Source organism: Alistipes onderdonkii (genome assembly GCF_025145285.1).
Classification (GTDB): domain Bacteria; phylum Bacteroidota; class Bacteroidia; order Bacteroidales; family Rikenellaceae; genus Alistipes; species Alistipes onderdonkii.
The window spans coordinates 518,596-540,262 of the sequence record NZ_CP102251.1 but is presented as its reverse complement, the minus strand read 5'-3'; the positions used below and the strand labels follow the sequence as shown (position 1 = coordinate 540,262).

General features: G+C 60.7%; 16 protein-coding genes. 11 read left to right on the top strand and 5 right to left on the bottom strand.

Features of this window, described 5'->3' with window-relative positions; translation table 11 throughout:
- Positions 1-149 precede the first annotated feature (149 nt).
- The 11 genes from purE to NQ559_RS02235 all read left to right on the top strand — a co-directional run bounded on the left by purE (position 150) and on the right by NQ559_RS02235 (position 14,513).
- Positions 150-617, top strand: a complete 468-nt coding sequence (gene purE, locus NQ559_RS02285) for a 5-(carboxyamino)imidazole ribonucleotide mutase (RefSeq protein ID WP_018695103.1) — start codon at positions 150-152, stop codon at positions 615-617.
- Between the two features lie 19 nt (positions 618-636).
- Positions 637-1,743: a 5-(carboxyamino)imidazole ribonucleotide synthase gene (gene purK, locus NQ559_RS02280; protein ID WP_018695104.1), complete on the top strand. Its 1,107-nt coding sequence runs from the start codon at positions 637-639 to the stop codon at positions 1,741-1,743.
- 16 nt (positions 1,744-1,759) lie between these two features.
- Positions 1,760-5,467, top strand: coding sequence for a phosphoribosylformylglycinamidine synthase (locus NQ559_RS02275; RefSeq protein WP_018695105.1), 3,708 nt, complete (start codon positions 1,760-1,762; stop codon positions 5,465-5,467).
- 30 nt (positions 5,468-5,497) lie between these two features.
- Complete coding sequence (purC, locus tag NQ559_RS02270; RefSeq protein WP_018695106.1) at positions 5,498-6,214, top strand: phosphoribosylaminoimidazolesuccinocarboxamide synthase; 717 nt, start codon at positions 5,498-5,500, stop codon at positions 6,212-6,214.
- The gene (gene purF / locus NQ559_RS02265; protein WP_018695107.1) at positions 6,214-7,635 is read left to right on the top strand and encodes an amidophosphoribosyltransferase; all 1,422 of its coding nucleotides are present in this window, start codon (positions 6,214-6,216) and stop codon (positions 7,633-7,635) included. Before purC ends, purF begins: the two co-directional genes overlap by 1 nt.
- 22 nt (positions 7,636-7,657) lie before the next feature.
- Positions 7,658-8,683 carry a phosphoribosylformylglycinamidine cyclo-ligase gene (purM, locus tag NQ559_RS02260; RefSeq protein ID WP_018695108.1) on the top strand — a complete coding sequence of 342 codons (1,026 nt, stop codon included), beginning with the start codon at positions 7,658-7,660 and terminating at the stop codon, positions 8,681-8,683.
- A gap of 4 nt (positions 8,684-8,687) precedes the next feature.
- Positions 8,688-9,251, top strand: a complete 564-nt coding sequence (gene purN / locus NQ559_RS02255) for a phosphoribosylglycinamide formyltransferase (RefSeq protein WP_018695109.1) — start codon at positions 8,688-8,690, stop codon at positions 9,249-9,251.
- Between the two features lie 7 nt (positions 9,252-9,258).
- On the top strand, positions 9,259-10,788 hold the full coding sequence (purH, locus tag NQ559_RS02250; RefSeq protein WP_018695110.1) for a bifunctional phosphoribosylaminoimidazolecarboxamide formyltransferase/IMP cyclohydrolase: 1,530 nt from the start codon (positions 9,259-9,261) through the stop codon (positions 10,786-10,788).
- 270 nt (positions 10,789-11,058) lie between these two features.
- On the top strand, positions 11,059-12,306 hold the full coding sequence (gene purD / locus NQ559_RS02245; RefSeq protein ID WP_026318232.1) for a phosphoribosylamine--glycine ligase: 1,248 nt from the start codon (positions 11,059-11,061) through the stop codon (positions 12,304-12,306).
- A gap of 13 nt (positions 12,307-12,319) precedes the next feature.
- A complete protein-coding gene (gene folD / locus NQ559_RS02240; protein ID WP_018695112.1) occupies positions 12,320-13,174 on the top strand; it encodes a bifunctional methylenetetrahydrofolate dehydrogenase/methenyltetrahydrofolate cyclohydrolase FolD in 855 nt (284 codons plus the stop codon).
- A gap of 487 nt (positions 13,175-13,661) precedes the next feature.
- Entirely contained in the window at positions 13,662-14,513 is an 852-nt protein-coding gene (locus tag NQ559_RS02235; protein WP_018695113.1) for a fimbrillin family protein, read from the top strand.
- Positions 14,514-14,622: 109 nt separating this feature from the next.
- Here NQ559_RS02235 and NQ559_RS02230 read toward each other — a convergent pair whose 3' ends face one another.
- Genes NQ559_RS02230 through NQ559_RS02210 form a run of 5 tightly spaced genes read right to left on the bottom strand, consistent with a single transcriptional unit; the run spans position 14,623 to position 21,651 of the window.
- Positions 14,623-16,005 (bottom strand): GNAT family N-acetyltransferase, encoded by a 1,383-nt coding sequence (locus NQ559_RS02230; RefSeq protein ID WP_018695114.1) that lies wholly within the window; start codon positions 16,003-16,005, stop codon positions 14,623-14,625.
- On the bottom strand, positions 15,998-17,899 hold the full coding sequence (locus NQ559_RS02225) for an LTA synthase family protein (RefSeq protein WP_018695115.1): 1,902 nt from the start codon (positions 17,897-17,899) through the stop codon (positions 15,998-16,000). The genes NQ559_RS02230 and NQ559_RS02225 overlap by 8 nt, the downstream gene beginning before the upstream one ends.
- Positions 17,900-17,945: 46 nt before the next feature.
- Entirely contained in the window at positions 17,946-18,800 is an 855-nt protein-coding gene (nadC, locus tag NQ559_RS02220) for a carboxylating nicotinate-nucleotide diphosphorylase (protein ID WP_018695116.1), read from the bottom strand.
- Positions 18,801-18,824: 24 nt separating this feature from the next.
- Positions 18,825-19,337, bottom strand: a complete 513-nt coding sequence (locus NQ559_RS02215) for a hypothetical protein (protein ID WP_018695117.1) — start codon at positions 19,335-19,337, stop codon at positions 18,825-18,827.
- Positions 19,338-19,350: 13 nt separating this feature from the next.
- A complete protein-coding gene (locus tag NQ559_RS02210) occupies positions 19,351-21,651 on the bottom strand; it encodes a TonB-dependent receptor (protein ID WP_018695118.1) in 2,301 nt (766 codons plus the stop codon).
- Positions 21,652-21,667: the final 16 nt, after the last annotated feature.

Here is a 21,667-nt window from a genome sequence, read left to right as displayed (position 1 = left end):
TCTATTCGTCGTCGTGCCGACAGCAGGATCGGAGTACGCAGATGCAAGGGCAGCAGGTGTCCGGGAGCGGAATACGCAGATAGATACCAGACCGCCATGACATACGTGTCGTGGCGGTCTGTCTTTTTTTCAAACTTAAAACCAAAGGTATGAAGGTCGGTGTTATTATGGGCTCAGTGAGCGATTATGAGGTGATGGCCGATGCCGTCGCCATGCTCGGACAATTCGGTGTCGATTTCGAAAAGCGTGTGGTGAGCGCCCACCGTACCCCTGACCTGCTGTGCGAATATGCCAAGACGGCCAAAAGCCGCGGTATCGGGGTGATTATCGCCGGTGCGGGCGGTGCCGCGCATCTGCCGGGCATGGTGGCCTCGATGACCACGCTGCCCGTGGTGGGCGTCCCCGTGAAGTCGCGTGCCCTGAACGGGCTGGATTCGCTGCTTTCGATCGTGCAGATGCCTGCGGGCGTTCCGGTGGCGACGACGGCCATCAACGGGGCGAAGAACGCGGCGCTGATAGCCGTGTCGATCCTCGCACTGCAGGATGCGGAGCTGGCCGCCCGGCTCGAAGCGTTCCGTGCGAAACAGACCGCCGACGTGCTGGCGGCAGAACTTTAATCCGGCAGGGGAGGCGACTATGGCAGAGAAAACGAAAACGATCGGTATCATCGGCGGCGGTCAGCTGGGGCTGATGATCGTCGAGCAGGCGCACCTGCTCGGGGCGCGCACGCTGTGCCTCGACCCTGCGCCCGACGCCCCCGCGTTCGCGCTGAGCGACGGGCACATCGTGGCGGCGTATGACGATGCCGCGGCGCTCGAAGAGCTTTGCCGCCGTAGCGATGTGGTGACCTACGAATTCGAAAACGTCCCGGGCAGCGTGCTGATCCCGCTGGAAAAGAAATACAACATCCCGCAGGGTTTCCGCCCGCTCTACGATTCGCAGGATCGCCTGCGCGAGAAGGACAATGCCCGCGCCAACGGGCTGCGGACGCCCCTGTACGCCGCCGTGGACGACGAGGCGTCGCTGCGTGCCGCCTTGGCCGAGATCGGATTCCCGGCGGTGCTCAAGACCCGTACGCTGGGATACGACGGCCACGGGCAATTGGTGTTGAAGGACGAGGCCGACGTGTCGCGTGCGCTGCCGATGCTCTCCGTACCCTGCATCCTGGAGGCGTTCGTGCCGTTCGATTTCGAAGCCAGCATCGTGATGGTCTCGGACGGGGAGCGCGTCATCCATTTCCCCATCGGGCGGAACGTCCACCGCGACGGTATCCTCGACCTGTGCTTCGTCCCCGCCGAGGGGATGGACGACGGCCTGCGCAGCCGCATGGCTGCGGCCGGCGAGCGGTTCATGAAATCCTGCCGCTACCGCGGGATCCTCGCCATCGAGTTCTTCATCCGCGACGGGGAGTTCTATTTCAACGAAATGGCGCCGAGGCCCCACAATTCGGGGCACTATACCATCGAGGGGTGCACGACCAACCAGTTCCGCGAACTGGTGCGCTTCCTGCTGGGCGAACCGTTGCAGGAGCCGCGGCTCGTGGCGCCGACCGTGATGAAGAACATTTTGGGGCAGGATCTCGAAGCGGCCGAGAGGGTCGCCGCCGAAAACCGCCCGGGTGTCCATGTCCACCTTTACGGCAAGACCGAGAGCCGTCCGAAGCGCAAGATGGGGCATATCACCTTCGTCGGGATGGACGCCGGGGAATACGGTGCTGCGTGGGCCGACAGATTCGTAAAATAAGTGCAAACGAAATAACATGGAAAACTACCGGATTTTTGTTGAGAAACATCCCCGTTTCCGGGTCGAGGCCGACAGCCTGCGCCGGGAGCTGAACACCAATCTGAACCTGGACATCCGCAGCCTGCGGTTGCTCAACGTCTACGACCTGTTCGGGTTCAGCCGAGAGCTGCTCGAAAAGAGCCGTTACAGCGTCTTTGGCGAAGTGGTAACCGACAGCGTGACCGATTCGTGCGACCTGGCGGGACGGAAATACATCGCCGTGGAGTACCTCCCCGGCCAGTTCGACCAACGTGCCGCGTCGGCCGTCGACTGCGTGCGGCTGATCGACCCGTCGGCCCAGGTGCGCATCCGCTCGTCGAAGCTGTTGCTGTTCGACGATGCCGTTTCCGACGAAGACCTGGCGCGCATCCGCCATTACTATATCAACGCGGTCGAGTCGCGCGAGAAGAATCTGGACGTGCTGACCGACATGGAACAGGCCGAGGTGAAGCCCGTCGCCGTGCTGGAAGGCTTCACCAAGATGACCGACGCCGAACTGGAACCCTGCTGCAAGCGGTACGGGCTGGCGATGAATGCCGACGACCTGCGCGAGGTGGTGAAATATTTCCGTGCCGAGGGGCGCGATCCCTATGAGACCGAGCTGCGCATCCTCGACACCTATTGGAGCGACCACTGCCGCCATACGACCTTCACCACCGAGCTGGAGGGCATCACGGTCGAGGAGTCGTTCGCAAAGGACGAGATCGAGGATTCGCTGGCCCTTTACCTGCGCATCCGCCGCGAACTGGGCCGCGAGCACAAGAGCATCTGCCTGATGGACATGGCGACCATCGGAGCCCGTTACCTGCGCAAGAAAGGGCTGCTGGACGACCTGGAAGTGAGCGACGAGAACAATGCCTGCTCGGTATACGTCGATGTCGATGTCGACGGGACGACCGAGAAGTGGCTCCTGCAATTCAAGAACGAAACCCATAACCACCCGACCGAGATCGAGCCGTTCGGCGGTGCTTCGACCTGTCTGGGCGGCGCTATCCGCGACCCGTTGTCGGGGCGCAGCTACGTCTACCAGGCCATGCGCGTAACGGGTGCCGGCAATATCTACCAGAAGGTGTCCGATACGCTCGAAGGCAAGCTCCCGCAGAGCGTCATTTCGAAGAAGGCCGCCGCGGGCTACTCCAGTTACGGCAATCAGATCGGGCTGGCAACGACCCATGTGCGCGAGATTTACCACGACGACTATGTGGCCAAGCGCCTCGAAGTCGGTGCCGTGGTCGGTGCCGTGAAGGCTGAAAACGTCCGCCGCGAAAAACCCGTCCCGGGCGACAAGATCGTCATGCTGGGCGGCCGCACGGGGCGTGACGGTATCGGCGGCGCCACGGGTTCGTCGAAAGAGCACAATACCAAGTCGCTCGAAACCTGCGGCAGCGAGGTGCAGAAGGGCAATGCCCCCGAGGAGCGCAAGCTCGAACGCCTGTTCCGCCGCCCGGAGGTGACGCGGCTCATCAAGAAATCGAACGACTTCGGTGCCGGCGGCGTCAGCGTCGCCATCGGCGAGCTGGCCGATGGGCTGGACATCTACCTCGACCGTGTGAAGACCAAGTACAGCGGCCTGAATTCCACGGAACTGGCGATCAGCGAGTCGCAGGAGCGTATGGCCGTGGTCGTCGAGGCGAAGGACGTCGCCGAATTCATGGGCTACTGCCGCGAGGAGAATATCGAGGCGGTCGAGGTGGCCGACGTGACGGATACGGCCCGTATGCGGATGTTCAACAAAGGGCGCAAAGTCGTAGACCTCGCCCGTGAATTCATCGACAGCGCCGGGGCGAAGCACTATGCCGAAGCCATGATCGGCGAGGTGGAGAACCGCGATCCCTTTGCCCGCGAGGTCGTGGGCGCGACGTTTGCCGAACGCTTCGAGGAGAACCTGCGAGACAACAATGTCGTCTCGCAGCGCGGTCTGATCGAGATGTTCGATTCGACGATCGGCCGTTCCACCGTGCTGATGCCGTTCGGCGGCCGCACGCAGGGCAGCGAAACGCAGGTGTCGGTGCAGAAACTCCCGACCGACGGTTACACCGATACGGCCAGCATCATGGCCTTCGGCTACAATCCCTACCTGGCCTCGTGGAGCCCTTACCACGGTGCTGCGTATGCCGTCGTCGAAGCTGCTGCCAAGGTCGTGGCTGCGGGCGCGCGTTATGACAGGATGCGTTACTCATACCAGGAATATTTCGAACGCATGACCCGCGATCCCCGCTCGTGGGGCAAGCCGCTGGGTGCCCTGCTCGGTGCGCTGAAGATGCAGGTCGAACTGGGCCTGCCCTCGATCGGCGGCAAGGACTCGATGTCGGGCACGTTCCAGCATATCAACGTCCCGCCCATGCTGATGGCCTTCGGCATCACGACGGTGAATGCCGGGACGGTCATTTCGACCGATTTCAAGAAGGCCGGCAACCGTATCTACCTGGTGCGCCATACGCCCAGGGAGAACCATATGCCCGACACGGCGCAGCTGAAGGACAACTTCGGCTTTGTCAGCGAAAATATCGAACGCGGCAATATCCTCGCCGCATGGTCGGTGGGCTTCGGAGGTGTCGCCGAAGGTCTTGCCAAGATGGCTTTCGGCAACCGCATCGGTGCCGAGGTGGAGATGGACGAGGCGGAACTCTTCGGATACGCCTATGGTTCGATCCTTGTCGAGAGCACCGTCGAACTGACCCATCCTGCGGCCGGGCTGCTGGGTATGACCGCAGCCGAAGAGGCATTGACCGTCAACGGCGTGAAAATGCCGCTCGACGTCCTCTACAAGGCCAATACCGAGAAATTCGCGGCCGTTTACCCCGACAAGGGGGAGAACCATGCCGGGGTGATGACCTCGGAGCCCGCACCCCGGACTTTCGCCTATCGGGGCGAAGCCGTCGAACATCCGCTGGTCTATATCCCCGTGTTCCCGGGCACGAACTGCGACTACGACACGGCCAAGGCATTCCGCAAGGCCGGGGCCGAGGTGGAGATGAGCGTGTTGTGCAACCTCGGGGGCGACGACATCCTGCGTTCGATCCGCGAAATGAAGGAACATATCCGCCGCGCCCATATCTTCGTACTGAGCGGCGGATTCTCGTCGGGCGACGAACCCGACGGCAGCGCCAAGTTTATCGTCAACGTACTTAACAATAAGGATATACACGATGAAATCCATGCGTTGCTCGACCGCGGCGGGCTGATCCTCGGCATCTGCAACGGTTTCCAGGCGCTCGTCAAATCCGGCCTGCTGCCTTACGGTCGCCTGGGCATGGTGACCAAGGATTCGCCGACGCTGTTCCGCAACGACATCAACCGCCATATTTCGCAGATCGTCTCGACGCGCGTCTCGACGCTCAACTCCCCGTGGCTCGCGGGCTTTGGCCTGGGCGACATCCACTCGATCGCCGTCAGCCACGGCGAAGGCAAGTTCGTCGTGAGCGAAGAACTGGCCGGAGAACTGTTCGCCAACGGGCAGGTGGCCTTCCAGTATGTCGATGACGCGGGACATGCGACGGCCGAGGCGCCGTACAACCCCAACGGTTCGTCGTATGCCATCGAGGGCCTGGTATCGCGTGACGGCCAGATCCTCGGCAAGATGGGGCATACGGAGCGTTACGAGAAAAACCTCTTCAAAAATATCGCAGGCGAGAAGGAACAGTCGCTGTTCCGCAATGCCGTCAACTATTTCCGCAAAAATTAATACAACATAAAACTTAAACTCACAAACACCATGAAACAGCTCGAAATGCTCTACGAAGGCAAGGCAAAACAGGTTTTCCGCACCGACGATCCCGACAAGATCATCATCCACTACAAGGATGCGGCAACGGCTTTCAACAACATCAAGAAAGCCACGATCGAAAACAAGGGCGTGCTGAACAACGCCATCTCGACCCTGATTTTCAAGGAGCTTCAGAAGGCGGGTGTCAAGACCCACTATATCGAGACGATCAACGACCGCGACCAGGTGTGCCGCCGGGTGACGATCATCCCGCTGGAGGTGATCGTGCGCAATGTCATCGCCGGTTCGATGGCCCAGCGCCTCGGCATCGAGGAGGGTACGCAGCCGTCGAACGTCATCTACGACATCTGCTACAAAAAGGACGAGCTGGGCGACCCGCTGATCAACGACCACCACGCCGTGGCATTGGGTGCCGTGACCTACGAGGAACTCGAACTGATCTACGCCATGACCTCGCGTATCAACGAGATCCTGCGCAACCTTTTTGCCAAGATGAACATCAAACTCGTGGACTTCAAGATCGAGTTCGGCCGTACGTCGGACGGGGAGATCGTGCTCGCCGACGAAGTGTCGCCCGATACCTGCCGCCTGTGGGACATGACGACCAACGAGAAACTCGACAAAGACCGTTTCCGTCGTGACCTGGGCAAGGTGCGCGAGGCTTACGAGGAGATTTTGGCACGTTTGCAGAAAATCGTCGGGTAATGGTGATGGGGCAGATTAGCGACCGCGAGTTGCATGAGGAGTGCGGGGTGTTCGGCGTCTTCGGAGTCAAGGACGCTGCGTCGCTGACCTATTATGGCCTGCATGCCTTGCAGCACCGCGGTCAGGAGGGTGCCGGTATCGTGACCGTCGACCGGGACGCGACGTTCCGCCGCATCAAGGGCGGCGGCCTGGTCACCGAGGTGTTCGACGAGGAAAAGCTCTCGACGCTCAAGGGCGACATGGCCATCGGGCATGTGCGCTATACCACCGCCGGCGGTGGTGGCATCGAGAACGTGCAACCGTTCCTTTTCCGCCACAACACGGGCGATTTCGCGCTGGCGCACAACGGTAATATCGTCAATTCGGCGTTGTTGCGTATTTATCTCGAGAACAAGGGGAGCCTGTTCCAGTCGACCTCGGACAGCGAGATCCTGGCGCACCTGATCAAGAAGGAGACCAAATACCACGACCGTCCGCGCATCTATTCGATCATTGACGCACTGAATATGATCGAGGGGGCTTTTGCATTCCTGATCATGACCGCCAACCGCATCTATGCCTGCCGTGACAAATACGGCCTGCGGCCGCTGTCGATCGGCCGGCTGGGCGACGGTTATGTCGTGTCGAGCGAAACCTGTGCCTTCGACGTGCTGGGTGCGGAGTTCGTCCGCGACGTCGAGCCGGGCGAGATCGTCACGATCGACAGCGAGGGCATCCGGAGCCGCGATTTCTCGCAGTATAAGCGTTGCGAGATGTGCTCGATGGAGTATATCTACTTTGCACGTCCCGACAGCGACATCGAAGGGTGCAACGTCCATGCCTACCGCAAGGAGTCGGGGCGCCTGCTCTTCGGCGAGGCGCCTGCCGAGGCGGACATCGTGGTCGGGGTTCCCGACTCGAGCCTCAGCGCCGCGATGGGCTATGCCGAGGCGAGCGGCCTGCCGTATGAAATGGGGCTTATCAAGAACAAGTACATCGGCCGTACGTTCATCCAGCCTTCGCAGGAGCTGCGCGAGAAAGGGGTGCGCATGAAGCTCTCGGCCGTGAGGACGATCGTCAAGGGCAAGCGCGTGGTGCTGGTCGACGATTCGATCGTGCGCGGTACGACCTCGCGCCGCATCGTCACGATGCTCAAGGAGGCGGGGGCCACCGAGGTGCACGTGCGCATTGCCAGTCCCCCGATGACGCACCCCTGCTTCTACGGGGTGGATACCTCGACCCGCGACGAGCTGATCTCGGCGCGCAAGGAGGTGGACGGTGTCCGGGCGGAGATATGCGCCGATTCGCTGGCGTTCCTGTCGCCCGGGGCACTGCTCAGGGCGGGGAACCGCAAGGATTTGTGCATGGCCTGCTTCACGGGGCACTATCCCACGGCGTTGTACCAGTCGGTCGACGAGGTGAACAAAGACGTAAAATGTTAAGGACTGTTAAAGGAAGATTATAATGGCACAGAGTTATGAGAAGGCCGGTGTGAACCTCGAGGCCGGATACGAAGTGGTGCGGCGCATCAAGAAACACGTGGCATCGACCTCGCGCCTGGGCGTGATGGGCAATATCGGTGCATTCGGAGGCATGTTCGACCTCTCGGCGCTGAACGTGAAGGAGCCGGTGCTGGTGAGCGGTACCGACGGCGTGGGCACGAAGCTCAAGTTGGCGTTCGAGATGGACAAGCACGACACGATCGGCGTCGATGCCGTGGCCATGTGCGTCAACGACGTGCTGGCGCAGGGTGCCGAGCCGCTGGTGTTCCTCGACTATGTCGCCGTAGGCCATAACGAACCCCAGAAGATCGAAGCCATCGTGAGCGGCGTTGCCGACGGCTGCCGTCAGGCGGGTTGTGCGCTGGTCGGCGGCGAGACGGCCGAAATGCCGGGCATGTACTCCGAGGGCGAGTACGACATCGCCGGTTTCACGGTCGGCGTGGTCGAGAAATCGAAGCTCATCGACGGATCGAAGGTCAGGGCCGGCGATGTGCTGGTGGGCATCGCCTCGAGCGGCGTGCACTCCAACGGCTTCAGCCTCGTGCGTAAGATCCTTGCGGATAACTGCCTGGATCTGCACAAGGTCTATCCCGAGTTGTCGAACAAACTGCTGGGCGAAGTGCTGCTCACCCCGACGAAGATCTACGTGAAGCAGGTGCTCGAAGTGATCCGCAGCTGCGACGTACACGGCATCAGCCATATCACGGGCGGAGGGTTCGACGAAAATATCCCCCGCATCCTGCACGAAGGGCAGGGGCTCGAAATCGAGGAGGGCACTTGGGAGATACTGCCCGTGTTCCGCTTCCTCGAGAAATACGGCAAGGTGGCCCACCGCGAGATGTTCAACATCTTCAACATGGGCATCGGCATGGTCATCGCCCTCGATGCGTCGCAGGCGGAGAAAGCCATCGCCATCCTTGCGGAGCAGGGCGAGAAGGCGGCCGTCATCGGACGCGTCACGGACACCGAGGGTGTCGTAATCCGCTAAGGCCGTGCGACGCCTTGCGGTCTTTGCCAGCGGCAGCGGCACGAACTTCGAGGCCATCGCCACGGCCTGCGAGCGGGGGGAGATCCCGGCCCGGGTGGTGCTGATGGTCTGCGACAAACCCGGCGCCGGGGTCGTGCAGCGGGCTGCGGGGCACGGGGTCGAGGCATTCGTATTCGCCCCGAAAGAGTATGCCTCGAAGGCCGACTACGAGCGCGAGATCGTGCGGCGGCTCGACGAAGCCGGCGTGGAGCTGGTCTGCCTGGCGGGGTACATGCGCATCGTCGGCGACGTGCTGCTGGGGGCTTACGGCGGGCGGATCATCAACATCCATCCTTCGCTGCTGCCGGCATTCCGCGGGGCGCATGCCATCGACCAGGCGCTGAAATACGGCGTCAAGGTCTTTGGTGTGACGATCCACTATGTCGATGCGACGCTCGACGGCGGGAAGATCATCTCCCAGCGGGCGTTCGGATACGACGGCGACGACATCGCCGAGCTGGAAGCCCGGATTCATGCGGTGGAATATCCGCTTTATATAGAAACGATAAATAAATTATTAAAGGAATAATAACGATATGCGTGCATTAATCAGTGTCAGCGACAAAACGGGTGTCGTTGATTTCGCCAAGGGCCTGCGTGCCCTGGGTTGGGAGGTGATCGCCACGGGCGGCACGATGAAACTGCTGGCCGACAGCGGGGTGGAAGTAATCAACATCAGCGACGTGACGGGCTTTCCCGAGATCTGCGACGGCCGCGTCAAGACCCTGCACCCCAACGTGCACGGCGGCCTGCTGGCGCGACGCGACGATCCCGAACACCTGAAAGCCCTGAAAGATAACAATATCGAATTTATCGACATGGTCTGTGTGAACCTCTACCCGTTCCGCCAGACCATTGCCAAACCCGATGTGAAGATGGAGGACGCCATCGAGAACATCGACATCGGCGGCCCTTCGATGCTGCGTTCGGCCGCCAAGAACTGGGCCGATGTCACGGTGGTCTGCGACCCTGCGGACTATGACTTGATTTTGAACGAGATCCGCACTGCCGGCAATACCGAAAAGGCTACGCGCCTGAAACTTTCCGCCAAGGCATACACCCATACGGCCGAGTACGATGCGATGATCGCGGCCTATATGCGTGCACAGGCCGGGCTTAACGAGAAGCTGTTCCTCGAATTCGACCTCGTGCAGTCGCTGCGCTACGGGGAGAATCCCCACCAGTCGGCCAAGTTCTACCGCGAGCAGACGAAGGTTCCCTATTCGCTGGCTTTCGCCCGTCAGCTCAACGGCAAGGAGTTGTCGTACAACAATATCCAGGATGCCAATGCCGCGCTGTGCATCGTCCGCGAGTTCGATGAGCCGTTCTGCGTGGGACTCAAACACATGAATCCCTGTGGTGCTGCCGTCGGCAAGGATGTCGTGGATGCCTGGACGAAGGCTTACGAGGCCGACAAGGTGTCGATCTTCGGGGGTATCGTCGCCACGAACCGCACCGTAACGCGCGAGGCGGCCGAGTTGATGAAACCGATCTTCCTCGAGATCATCATGGCGCCGAAATTCGACGAAGGGGCGCTCGAAGTGCTCTGTACGAAGAAAAACCTGCGGCTGCTGGAGGTCGATATGCAGCAGGGGGCCGTCGACCCCAAGCAATATGTCAGCGTCAACGGCGGCCTGCTGGTGCAGGATCTCGACGTGGCGACGAAAACCGTCACGGCCGATATGTGCGTGACGAAGGCAAAACCCGCCGCGGCACAGATGGACGACCTGAATTTCGGCTGGCATATCGTCAAGCACGTCAAGTCGAACGCCATTGTCGCCGTCAGGGACGGCCGTACGCTGGGCGTGGGCGCCGGGCAGATGAACCGCATCGGCTCGGCCGAGATCGCACTCCGGCAGGCGCATGCCGCCGGCGTTACCGAAGGGCTGGTGCTGGCTTCGGACGGCTTCTTCCCCTTCGACGACTGCGTGACGCTGGCTGCCGAATATGGCGTGACGGCCATCGTGCAGCCGGGCGGTTCGGTACGTGACGAGGACTCGATCCGGAAGGCCGACGAGAAGGGCATCGCCATGGTATTCACGGGCGAGCGCCATTTCAAACATTGATTTTCGATTATCGCGGCACCTTTCGTCTCGCCGTGCCCGCTTCGGGCGGGAAACAGGATGCTGTGCCCCGCCCGAACCGGACTTCGCCAAGGTGAAATCCGCTTCCGTGGCGATCGGAAATCGGACGGTATAAATAAAAACTTTTGCCGCTGCGACAAGCCTCTCCCGAGGGAGGGGCTTGGGGAGAGTGCCGGACTTGTGGTCGGCAGCAGGCCGTGCATACATCGTCCGGCGGCATAACGGCGGTGGAAACTGTTAATTCGTATTCGTATGAAAGTTTTGGTTATTGGCGGCGGTGGCCGTGAACATGCAATTGTGGATGCGCTGTCGCGCTCGCCCCAGGTGGAGAAGATATTTTGCGCCCCCGGCAATGCGGGTATTGCGGCGCAGGCCGAGTGCGTGGCTATCCGCGAGACGGAGGTGGAGCGGCTGCGCGATTTTGCGGCGCAGAACGGGATCGGCCTTACGGTCGTCGGCCCCGAGGTGGCGTTGGCGGCGGGTGTGGTCGATGCGTTCAAGGCCGCCGGGCTGCGGGCTTTCGGCCCTACGAAGGCTGCCGCGCGTATCGAGTCGAGCAAGGAGTTCGCCAAAGATCTGATGGCCAAATACGCCATTCCGACGGCCGGTTACCGGGCCTTCACCGATTATGCCGCGGCGATGGACTATGTCGCTTCGCGTCCGCTGCCTGCCGTGCTGAAATACGACGGGCTGGCCGCGGGCAAGGGCGTGGTGATCGCCGAGACGATGGAGGAGGCCGACGCCGCCCTGAAGGACATGTTGCTCGACGACAAATTCGGCGCGGGCAAGGTCGTCGTCGAGGATTTCCTCACGGGGCCTGAATTTTCGTTCATGTGCTTCGTCTCCGGGCATAAGGTATGGCCGATGGTGCTGGCGCAGGATCACAAGCGGGCATTTGACGGCGACAAGGGGCCCAATACGGGCGGTATGGGCGCATATTCGCCCCTGCCGTTCATTACGGCCGAGGACGAACGCTATGCGCTCGAGAAGGTGTTGCAACCGACCGCCGACGCGATGGTCGCCGAGGGCTGCCCGTTCGAAGGCGTGCTTTACGGCGGCCTGATGAAGACCCCGCAGGGGATCAAGGTCATCGAATTCAACGCCCGTTTCGGCGACCCCGAAACCGAGGTCGTGCTGCCGCGCCTGAAAAGCGACATCGTGGATATCTTCTGCGCTGTGGCCGACGGCGGCGATACGCAGCTCGTATGGCACGATTTTGCCACGCTCGGCATCGTGCTCGCCTCGAAAGGCTATCCCGGAGCCTATGAAAAGGGCTGCGAGATCAAGGGGCTCGACCGGGTGGAAGGCGCCCTTTACCACATGGGGACGAAGACCGACGGCAGCCGCATCCTCACCTCGGGCGGCCGCGTGCTGTTCGTCGTGGGCAAAGGGGCCACGCTGGCCGAGGCACGCGCCAATGCGCTGCGGGATGTCGCACGCATCGGATGCGACAACCTCTTCCACCGCACCGACATCGGACATTGGGCATTTGAAAATTAGTTATATATAAGGTATGGTTATCAGCGGAAAAGAACTCTCAGCAAAACTCAAGGCCGAAATGGCCGCCGAAGTGGCTACTTTCGGCGCGAAATACGGACGCGTGCCGCATCTGGTCGTAATCCTCGTGGGCGAAGACCCGGGCAGCGTCTCCTATGTGACGGGCAAGGCCAAGGCCTCGGCCGAAGTCGGCATCCGCAATACGACGATCCGCAAGCCGGAGTCGGTCTGCGAGGCCGAGTTGCTCGGCATCATCGCCGACCTGAATGCCGACGAAGGCGTCGACGGAATCCTGGTGCAGCTGCCCCTGCCCAAGCATATCGACGAGGACAAGGTGATCGCCGCGATCGACAAGGGGAAGGATGTCGACGGCTTCCATCCCCTCAATGTGGCGGCTTTGTGGCAGAAACAGCCCTGTACGCTGCCCTGTACGCCGAAAGGTATCCTCAAGATGCTGCGGGCTGCGGGCGTGGAGATCGCCGGCAAGGAGGCCGTGGTGATCGGCCGCAGCAATATCGTCGGGCTTCCCGTCTCGAAATTGCTGTTGGATGCCAATGCCACCGTGACCATGGCGCACAGCCGTACGCGTAACCTGGGCGAGGTGACGCGCCGCGCCGACATCCTGGTCGTGGCGATCGGCCGCCCGAAGTTCGTAACGGAGGATATGGTGCGTGACGGGGCCGTGGTGATCGACGTGGGGGTCAACCGCGATCCCGAAACCGGCAAGCTGTGCGGCGACGTCGATTTCGCCGCCATCGAGCCCAAGGCGTCGGTCATCACCCCTGTTCCCGGCGGCGTGGGGCCGATGACGATCTGTTGCCTGATGGAGAATACGATCGAGTGCTTCCTGCGGCGTATCGCACGGAAATAGCCCCGAATCGCCTGCCCCGGACGTTGTCCGCCTCCGGTGCCCTCCCCCGCAAAACCCGAAGTGAAAACTTCGGGTTTTTTAGTGCCTTGCCTTTTCCCGGCCTTCGCCGTTGGGGGAGGGCGGCGGTTTTTCTGCGGCCTGCTTCGAGCAATGCATGTCCGGCATTTTGCCGGGTTCGGGCTCCTCTGATGTCGATTTTCAGGATGCTTGTATACAGATACGCCCATGGGCTATATATGAAAGCCCGAATAGGTATACAAAAATGCTTTTTGTGTAGGCTTATTCGGTTCATATGGTGCAATGATGCGGTTTTTATTTAACTTTGAATATCATTAATGAACGAAATTGTGTGACGAAGTGTGAACAATTTGGTGTAATGTGAATAATTACGTTCTGTAAGAGAGGATAATTGGGGCTGTCGGTTGAATTCGTTTGAGCGGGTTGCAGGCCGTCCAAAAAATGTATAACAATTTAATAAACTATCTAAATGAAACTTTTTTACTATGCGGCAGCTGCTGCAGCCATGGCTTCGGCCGTTTTCTGTTCTTGCGATAAACAGGACGAAGTTACCCCCCCCCAGCCTGAAATCGCGCCTGTACAGTTCGTAGGTGTGACGGCACTCGATGTCGTTACGCGTGCCGAGGCGAAACCGTATGCAGCCGATTTCAATGTTTTTATTCCCGGCGTTACTGCTGCAACGAAACTGGTGAAATTTAGTGCCGATGCATGGACTGTCGATGGCGATCCCATCTTGGTGGATCGCAAGGGCGGTACGCTGGTTGCGTGGGCGCCTTCGGCTTTGGCCGTGACTACTTCTGCCAGTGGCGCCGAATATACGCTGACGGCGCAAAAGGATGCGGCCGCACAGGATTTGATCTACCAACCCCAGCCTGTCAATGCTGCCAATGCGAATGCTGTCGCCGTCGAGATGAAGCACGCCTATTCCAAACTCTCTTTCCTGGCAACGGCCGGCAGTGGATACACGGGTGCTGCCAACCTTACTCAGGTGCAGATTACCGGTGGAATCCATGCGACCGGCACGCTCGATATGGTAGCCGGCACGGTGGATCCGGCCGGCACGGCGACGGGGACGCTTACCCTGGCCGCCGGCGAAAAGGCGCTTGTCGTGCCTATGGCCGCTAAGCCTACCCTTGCCGTGACCTGCACGATCGACGGCGAAGAATTCACAACAAGCATTACGGCTGATACCATGCCGTCGCTGCTGGCTGGCGTGGAATACGAAATTACGTTGACGGTCATCGGCCAGGAGGCTGTCATCTCTTCGGTGAAGGAGGTTCCCTGGACTACGACCGAAGTGAACGGCGGAACCATATACTGACGACTTTAAGTGACGATATGCAAAACGGAAAGCCGCAGACTGTAAAGTCTGCGGCTTTCTTGTCGTGGGTGCGATATCGCACCTTGCGTTGCGGCGCAGCAGGGCGGTACTACCTCTTGGCGTAAGTGCAGTGCAGTGCCTCGGGCAGCGGAGCCCCGGGGGCTCGCCGCCAGACCATGGCCCTGTCTTTCGAGGCGTCGCCCGTCCCGAAATCGAAGCCGTCTTGCGATGAGAATGTCACCGGGACGGCGCCTTCGAAGCCGTATTTTGCATAGAACCCGTGCAGCCACTCCTCGCTCGGGATCAGGAAGGCCGCCTCGTCGCCCTGCTCGCCGATGAGCCGCATCGCTTCGCGTATCAGCTTGCCGGCCAGTCCCCTGCGGCGGAATTCGGGCGCTGTCGCTACGCCGTAGATGTAGGTCGACCGTCCCAGCTCGCTCTCGAACGGCAGCATGTGGAGCATGGCCGCCGTACGCCCTTCGCATTCGGCCGTCAGCATCCTGCGGCGGCTGTAATAGCGCATCAGGAACGAGTCGACGAATTGTTCGTCGTCGCCGAATGCCGCCGTCCAAAGTTCCTTGCAGGCGATTTCGTCCGGGTGCAGGTGGATGGCCGCATATTTGTGCTGGATGACGGCGGGGTGGTAGGAGAGCTTCGACTGGCGCAACCCGTCGATCCCGAGGTCTTCCTCGCGGTTTATCATCGTGAAACGCGCGGGAAGGTGCTGTGCGAAGAGTTTGTTGATGATCGTGAAGGCGCCGTCGTAGTCGGTGTCCGCCTTCTCGACATGCGTGTCGAACGTATGGTCGTTGACCGCCGAACCGTATGTGAACGCGATCAGTTTGTCGCCTACGTAGATACAGCCGCCGATCATTTCCAGTTCTTCGAAATGTTCGAAAGCCCGCTGCATGGCCCGCTGTTCGGCGCACAGTTCCGAGGTGTGCCCTTCGTGGGCCCGGCGCCATTCGCGTTCGAGCTGCATGCACTCCCCGAACCGCTCGCGCGTGAGTTGCTCGTACCGGAAATCGGGGTATTCCGCCATGAAACGGTTGATATGGTTGCGTTTGGGCTGGTACCTGCGTCCCGTGAGGTTGCGCAGGTCGTCGGCGTTGTAAACGTAATCTTCCATCCCGCGGTCGGATTCGAACGCGAACAGCCCGGCGTGCATGTTGCGAACCATCTCGCGCCCCTCGTCCGTAAGCCCGATGATGCGCAGCCGCTGTCCGTGCGCATGGGCATCTTCGCGCAGGGCGGGGATGATCCGGGCGAAATCCCCTTCGCCGACGGGTTGCATGTACCCGATCTTCTCCCCGCCCCCGATCTGGAAGCGGATCACCAGGAAGCCGTCGATCACGGCCCAGGCACTGTGGTACATCGCCTGCCAGCAATACATGTTGGCGAATGCGAGGTCGCAGTTGTAGATGCCCGAAGGCATGGTATAGCGCTCGATGGTCTGTTTATCCTCGAGGCGCACGGGTTTGAATTCAATCATGGACGATGTAACTCTTTTTTTCTGCGTGGGAATAGTATTGCTGGACAAGGGCGCGGAAATCCTGCAGGAGGGAATCCCCTGCGCCCGACGCTTCCGGTTTGTCCTGCGCGTCGTCGAAGCGGATCGTGCCGTCGTTCGTCACGGCCTGGAACGCCCCGTCCCAACTCACCGACCACTGCTGTCGCTGCGGTTCGTTCAGCACGTCGCGGCCGAATGCGAAATAGGACTCCGTATTGCCCAGCAGCCCCAGGAGCGTGGGCATGATGTCGAGCTGCTGCACGACCTCTCCGACCTGGCCCCGCAAGGCGCCGTCGGGGGTATACATGAAGCCGATGATATGGTAGTTGCCCGGATAGCTGCGGGTTTTGGCGGCGAATTTTTCGGAGGACACATGGTCGGCTACGAATACGAATATCGTGCGGCGGAACCATTCTTCGCTTCCGAAGCGCTCGAAGAAGAGCCGGAAGGCATTGTCGACATAGGCTACGCCCTTGTGCAGTTTCGTGTAACCGGCCGGGAGTTTGTCCTCGTATTGTGCCGGGACGACGAACGGGTGGTGCGACGAGAGGGTGAACAGCGTGGCGAAGAAAGGCTCCGGTGTCCGGGAGAGCTCCTCGCCGGTGAATTGCAGGAACGGTTCGTCCCAAATGCCCCAGTAACCGTCGAAATCACCCTTGCCGTGCCTGTCTTCGTAGTCTTCGCGGCTGACGAGCCGTTCGACGCCTGCCGAGCGGGCGTATGCCCCGAATCCCATCGAGCCGTGTTCCGACCCGCAGAAGAATGCCGTCGAATACCCCCTCCCGCGGAGTATGGCCGGTAACTGCCGGCTTTCACCGAGCGATTGCGGCATCAGTACGAACGGCGTCCGGAACGAAGGGATGCTTCCCAGCACCGAGGGCATGGCCTGTATCGAGCGCGTGCCGTTGGCATACATGCGTTTGAAACAGAGGCCGCCGCGCATCAGCGAGTCGAGGAACGGCGTGAAGCCCTTGGTTTCCCGGCCGGCATAAACCTCCGGCATCAGATAGGCCGAATGCTCGGCCGACATGCTCTCCATGATGAAGACCATGACGTTGCGCCCTGCCAGGTTCACCGCTGCACTGTCTGCGGGCTGGTGCACGGGCGTGAAATGCTGCGGCAGCTCTTCGGGGGTGAAATATTTTTTGTAATTGATGCTTCCCGCGTTGCCGATCGTCCGCAGGATGCAGAACGGGTTGCTCAGGATGAGGTTCGCCTTGCCGCTGTCGTCGGTATAGAGGGTGGCGTTCGAAAGGGTGATCGGCCGTGTCATGCGGGTCATGCCGCCGCGCATGCCTGCGATCGAGAGCCCTGCGCCTGTGGCGAAGATCACCGTGCTTCCGACATAATAGGCCCAGCCGCGGCTCAGCAGGCTCTCCTCGCGCACCTTGCGGCCGTAACCCCATGCCAGCAGCGCCACGAGGGCTGCGGCGACGAGTACCAGGTACCAGTTTTCGGCCATGAACTTACCGACGAGCTGTACCGAATTGCTGTTGTCGGCGAAGAATACCTCGTCGGCCGTGAAGCGTTTCTGCGTGTAACGGAAATAGACGCAGTCGGACATGTTGACCGCCACGACCAGCACGGCATTTACCGCCACGTAGTACCAGTACATCAGTTTGCGGTACCAGCCGCGTTCGCGCACATGCAGGGGCAGCAACGCCAGCAGGATGAATACCCCGTTGGCATAGATGACCGATACCGTGTCGAATTTGAGTGAGCCGGCGAGCAGCTGCCACAGCTCACCCCGGCCGATCGTCCCCAGCAACTGCGCGTTGTAGAGATAAAAGACCACGCGGCAGAGCATCAGTACCGCATAGAGCAGTACAATGCGCCGCAGTAACAGGGTCAGCGGGGTATGGAGCAGGCGTTTCATGAATTAACCGTTGTCCGTATGATTCGGTGACGACAGGGCGTCTGGGTTATTCGCAGGCCTTGAGCGACATGTCGAGCGACTTGATCTGGTGCGTCAGGGCACCGACCGAGATGAAGTCGACGCCGCATTCGGCGTAGTCGCGCATCGTCGAGAGCGTGATGCCGCCACTCGATTCGGTCTCGCAGCGGCCTGCGACCTTCTTCACGGCCTCGCGGGTCATCGCAGGCGTGAAATTGTCGAACATGATGCGGTCGACACCGCCCGCGGCGAATACTTCGTCGATGTCCTCCAGCGAGCGCACTTCGCACTCGATGGGAATATCCTTGCCCTTGGCCCGGAGGTATTCGCGGGCGCCGTGGATGGCTTTGCGGATGCCGCCCGCAAAGTCGATGTGGTTGTCTTTCAGCAGGATCATGTCGAAAAGCCCCATGCGGTGGTTCTCGCCGCCGCCGATCTTCACGGCCATCTTGTCCAGCACGCGCATGCCGGGTGTGGTCTTGCGCGTGTCGAGCACCCTGGTGTGCAGCCCTGCGAGGCGGTCGACGTAAACGGCGGTCTGCGTAGCCACGCCGCTCATGCGCTGCATGATGTTGAGGATGATGCGTTCGGCCTGCAGCAGCGAGCGCAGGCGTCCCGAAACGTAGAACGCCACGTCGCCGGGCTTTACGCGGTCGCCGTCGCGGAGTACCTGCTCGAATTCCATGTCGGGGTCGAGGCGATGGAAAACGACCTGCGCGATCTCAATGCCGGCGATGATTCCCTCCTGCTTGCACAGCAGGCGCATGCGGCCATGTTCGTCGGAGGGGATGCACGAGAGCGACGTGTGGTCGCCGTCGCCGATGTCCTCTTTGATGCAAAGCTCGATAAGAGCGTCTACGAATGGTTTGTATTCTGCCTTCATATCGTTACGGTTTTCGATGCAAAGTTACAAAAGAATCGTTCCCTTGTACACGGCTTTGTGGTCGAGCGTCTCGTCGCCCACGGGAATCTGCGCGTTGCGGCAGGTGAAGATCACCTCCAGGCTGCCGTTGGCGAGCCTGCCGGTGAACATCGGGATTGCGAATCCCTTGCCGGTTTGCGGGTCGTAATACGGTTTGCCGCCGATGTAGGGGATGATCGGATCGGCCGTGCTCGTCAGTTCGTAGATGCCGTCGTTGTCCGAGTCCTCGTATTTCAGTTCGGGGATAACGATATTGAGTGACATCGGCATGGACTGCGCGAAACGCACGTTGTACATCGTGAGCTTGAACAGGCCGCTGTTGTCTTCCGTAAGTTCGAAACTTATGTTGTTTGTCACAAAGGGTGTCGCCGACGGGGTCTGATTGCTGGTAATGGTGAGCGTACCCCCGAAAGTGGCCTTTTGCCGGTTGTCGTTGTCGTCTTCGGTGTTGCATGCCGCACAGGCCGCGAGGGCGAGCAGGATAAGGAGTTTTTTCATTGTGCTATTGTCGTTATAAGTTAATATTCAGTGTTATGCCGAATGTCCTGGGGCGTCCGCGCTGTACGAATTCGTTGCCGATGGACTTGAAATAAAATACGTTGTAACCCGCGTCCGCGAGGTTGCGCCCCCATATGTCGACCGAATAGTGTTTCTGTTCGAAACGCAGGGAGGCTTCGGTCAGCGCGTAAAAGGGCTGCGAGAGCGAATTCTCCTCGTTCCACCAGATGCGCCCCGCGCAACGGACACCGGCCTGCAGGACGATGTTCCCGAGCCACGGCACACCCGTGGGGATCGTCCACGCCCCGGTTGCGGCCAGCGTATGCTGCGGCGCGTAGGGCAGGTAGTTGCCCTTGTAATCGGTTTTCCCGTCGTTATAACGGACAAACCTGGCATTTGTGTATCCGTAGGCCGCATTGATGTCGAGGTTCTGCCACGGCGATACCTGCAGCGACAACTCGCCGCCGAAGCTGCGCGTGCGTCCGGCATTGGTCATCATGCGCCCGGTGGTCGTCCCTTCGGGGAAGATTGTGAGCTGCTGATCACGGCAGTCGATGTAGAAGAGCGCGAAATCGCCCCGCACGGCGCCTTCCATGCAGGAAAAGTGCCCGCCCAATTCGTAGTTCCAACTGTATTCGGGTTCGTAGCTCACGACTTTATCCGCGTCGTAGACCGTCCCGAACCCCATTTCGTTCATCATCTTCTGCTGGAGCACGTCGGAGAACATCTGCGTGTTGAACCCGCCGGCCTTGTACCCTTTGGCCACCGAAACGTAGAGGTTGTGTATCTCGTCGAAGGCATAGAGCACCGAGAATTTCGGCAGTACTTCGGTGAAATTCCGCTTGAGCGTATTGCGGATGTCGATCGACAGGGGGTAGTGCCCCGTCGTGCCGCTCACGCGGTCGGTCGCCGTGTAGCCGGTCTGCGTGGAGCTGCGGTAGCGCAGGCGGGTGTGCTCGTAGTCGAAGCGCAGGCCCGCGGTGAAGCGCCAGCGTCCGGCCGTGTAGTTCGATTCGTGGTAGAGCGCCCCGCCTGCCGAGGGGTTGCGGAAGCGGCTGCCCAGCAGCAGCTCGTCGTTGTCCCATGCGTCGTAGGTGTATTGCGGGTCGTGTTCGTTGGCGTTGCTGAGTATCAGCTCCTCGATGCCGGTCTGCTTGAAATGCACCGGGGCGTTCATCACGCCGTGGCGGTAGAATCCGAATGCGCCCAGCAGCCAGCGGTACGCCCCCCGTTCGTGCGAGCGGAATACGATGTCCTCGGTGAGGGTGTGTTCCGTACGCGCCTGTTTGAGCGTGAAATACGAAAGGGGCAGGAAATCCTGGTCGAGGATCATCTCGTCGTCGGAATACTGGTAGCTGGTGATCGAGGCCACCGAGAAACTGCCGGCGTCGTAGCGCACCGTGAGCCCGTCGCTGAGGGTTGTGCGGCGGTAGGAGCACGGGTCGTTGTAGCGGATCTCGCCCGGGCGGATGACCGTCTGCCCGTCGTGCACGATTTCCTCGCCGACGTAGGCATAGGGATACCCGCCCTGTTCGAGCACCGAGAAGGAGAGCGTATTGTCGATCCTCAATCCCGCACGGTTGCGCCACTGCGCCTTCCAGCGTCCGCCGCCCATCCGCTCCCAGTCGCATTTCTCGCCCGTTGCGAGGTTCTCGAAGAATCCGCCCGTATGCGTGTAATAGCCCGTCACGGCCATGCCCAGGTCGGGGTTTATCCTGTAATAGGACGAAGCCCTGAACCGGTAGCTGTCGCCGCTGCCGTATTCGGCGCTCAGGCGGACACCCTCGTACGCGAGCGGCGAGAGCGTGTATACGTTGATGACGCCGCCCATCGTGTTGCGCCCGTAGAGCGTCGACTGCGGGCCCCGCAGCACTTCGATGCGCTCTGCGTCGGCCAGCTCCATGTCGTAATTGTCCTTGTTCAGCACCGGAACGTTGTCGATGTTGAGCCCCATGACCGGCTGGTCGATCCGTGCCCCGAGCCCGCGGACGTAGATCGACGAGGTCATGCGCGATCCGTAGTCGGGGACGTAGAAGTTGGGGACGTTCTGCGAGAGGTTTTTCAGGGCGTCGACATGCCCCCGTTCGATGGCGCGGCTGCCGACGATGGCTGCTGCCACGGGCTGCGAGCGCAGCACCATGCCCTGCTTGATGGCCGTTACCTGCACCTTGTCCACCACGATCACCGTGTCGACAGCCGTGGGGTCGGCCTCGCCTGCGTTCGCAAACTCCCCGGTTGCCGTGCCCCCTTCCGTTTCCGTCTGTCCGCCGTTCCCGTCCAGCCTTGCGGCCGCAGTGATTTCTCCGGTCTGCATCCGTTCTCCGGCGGCC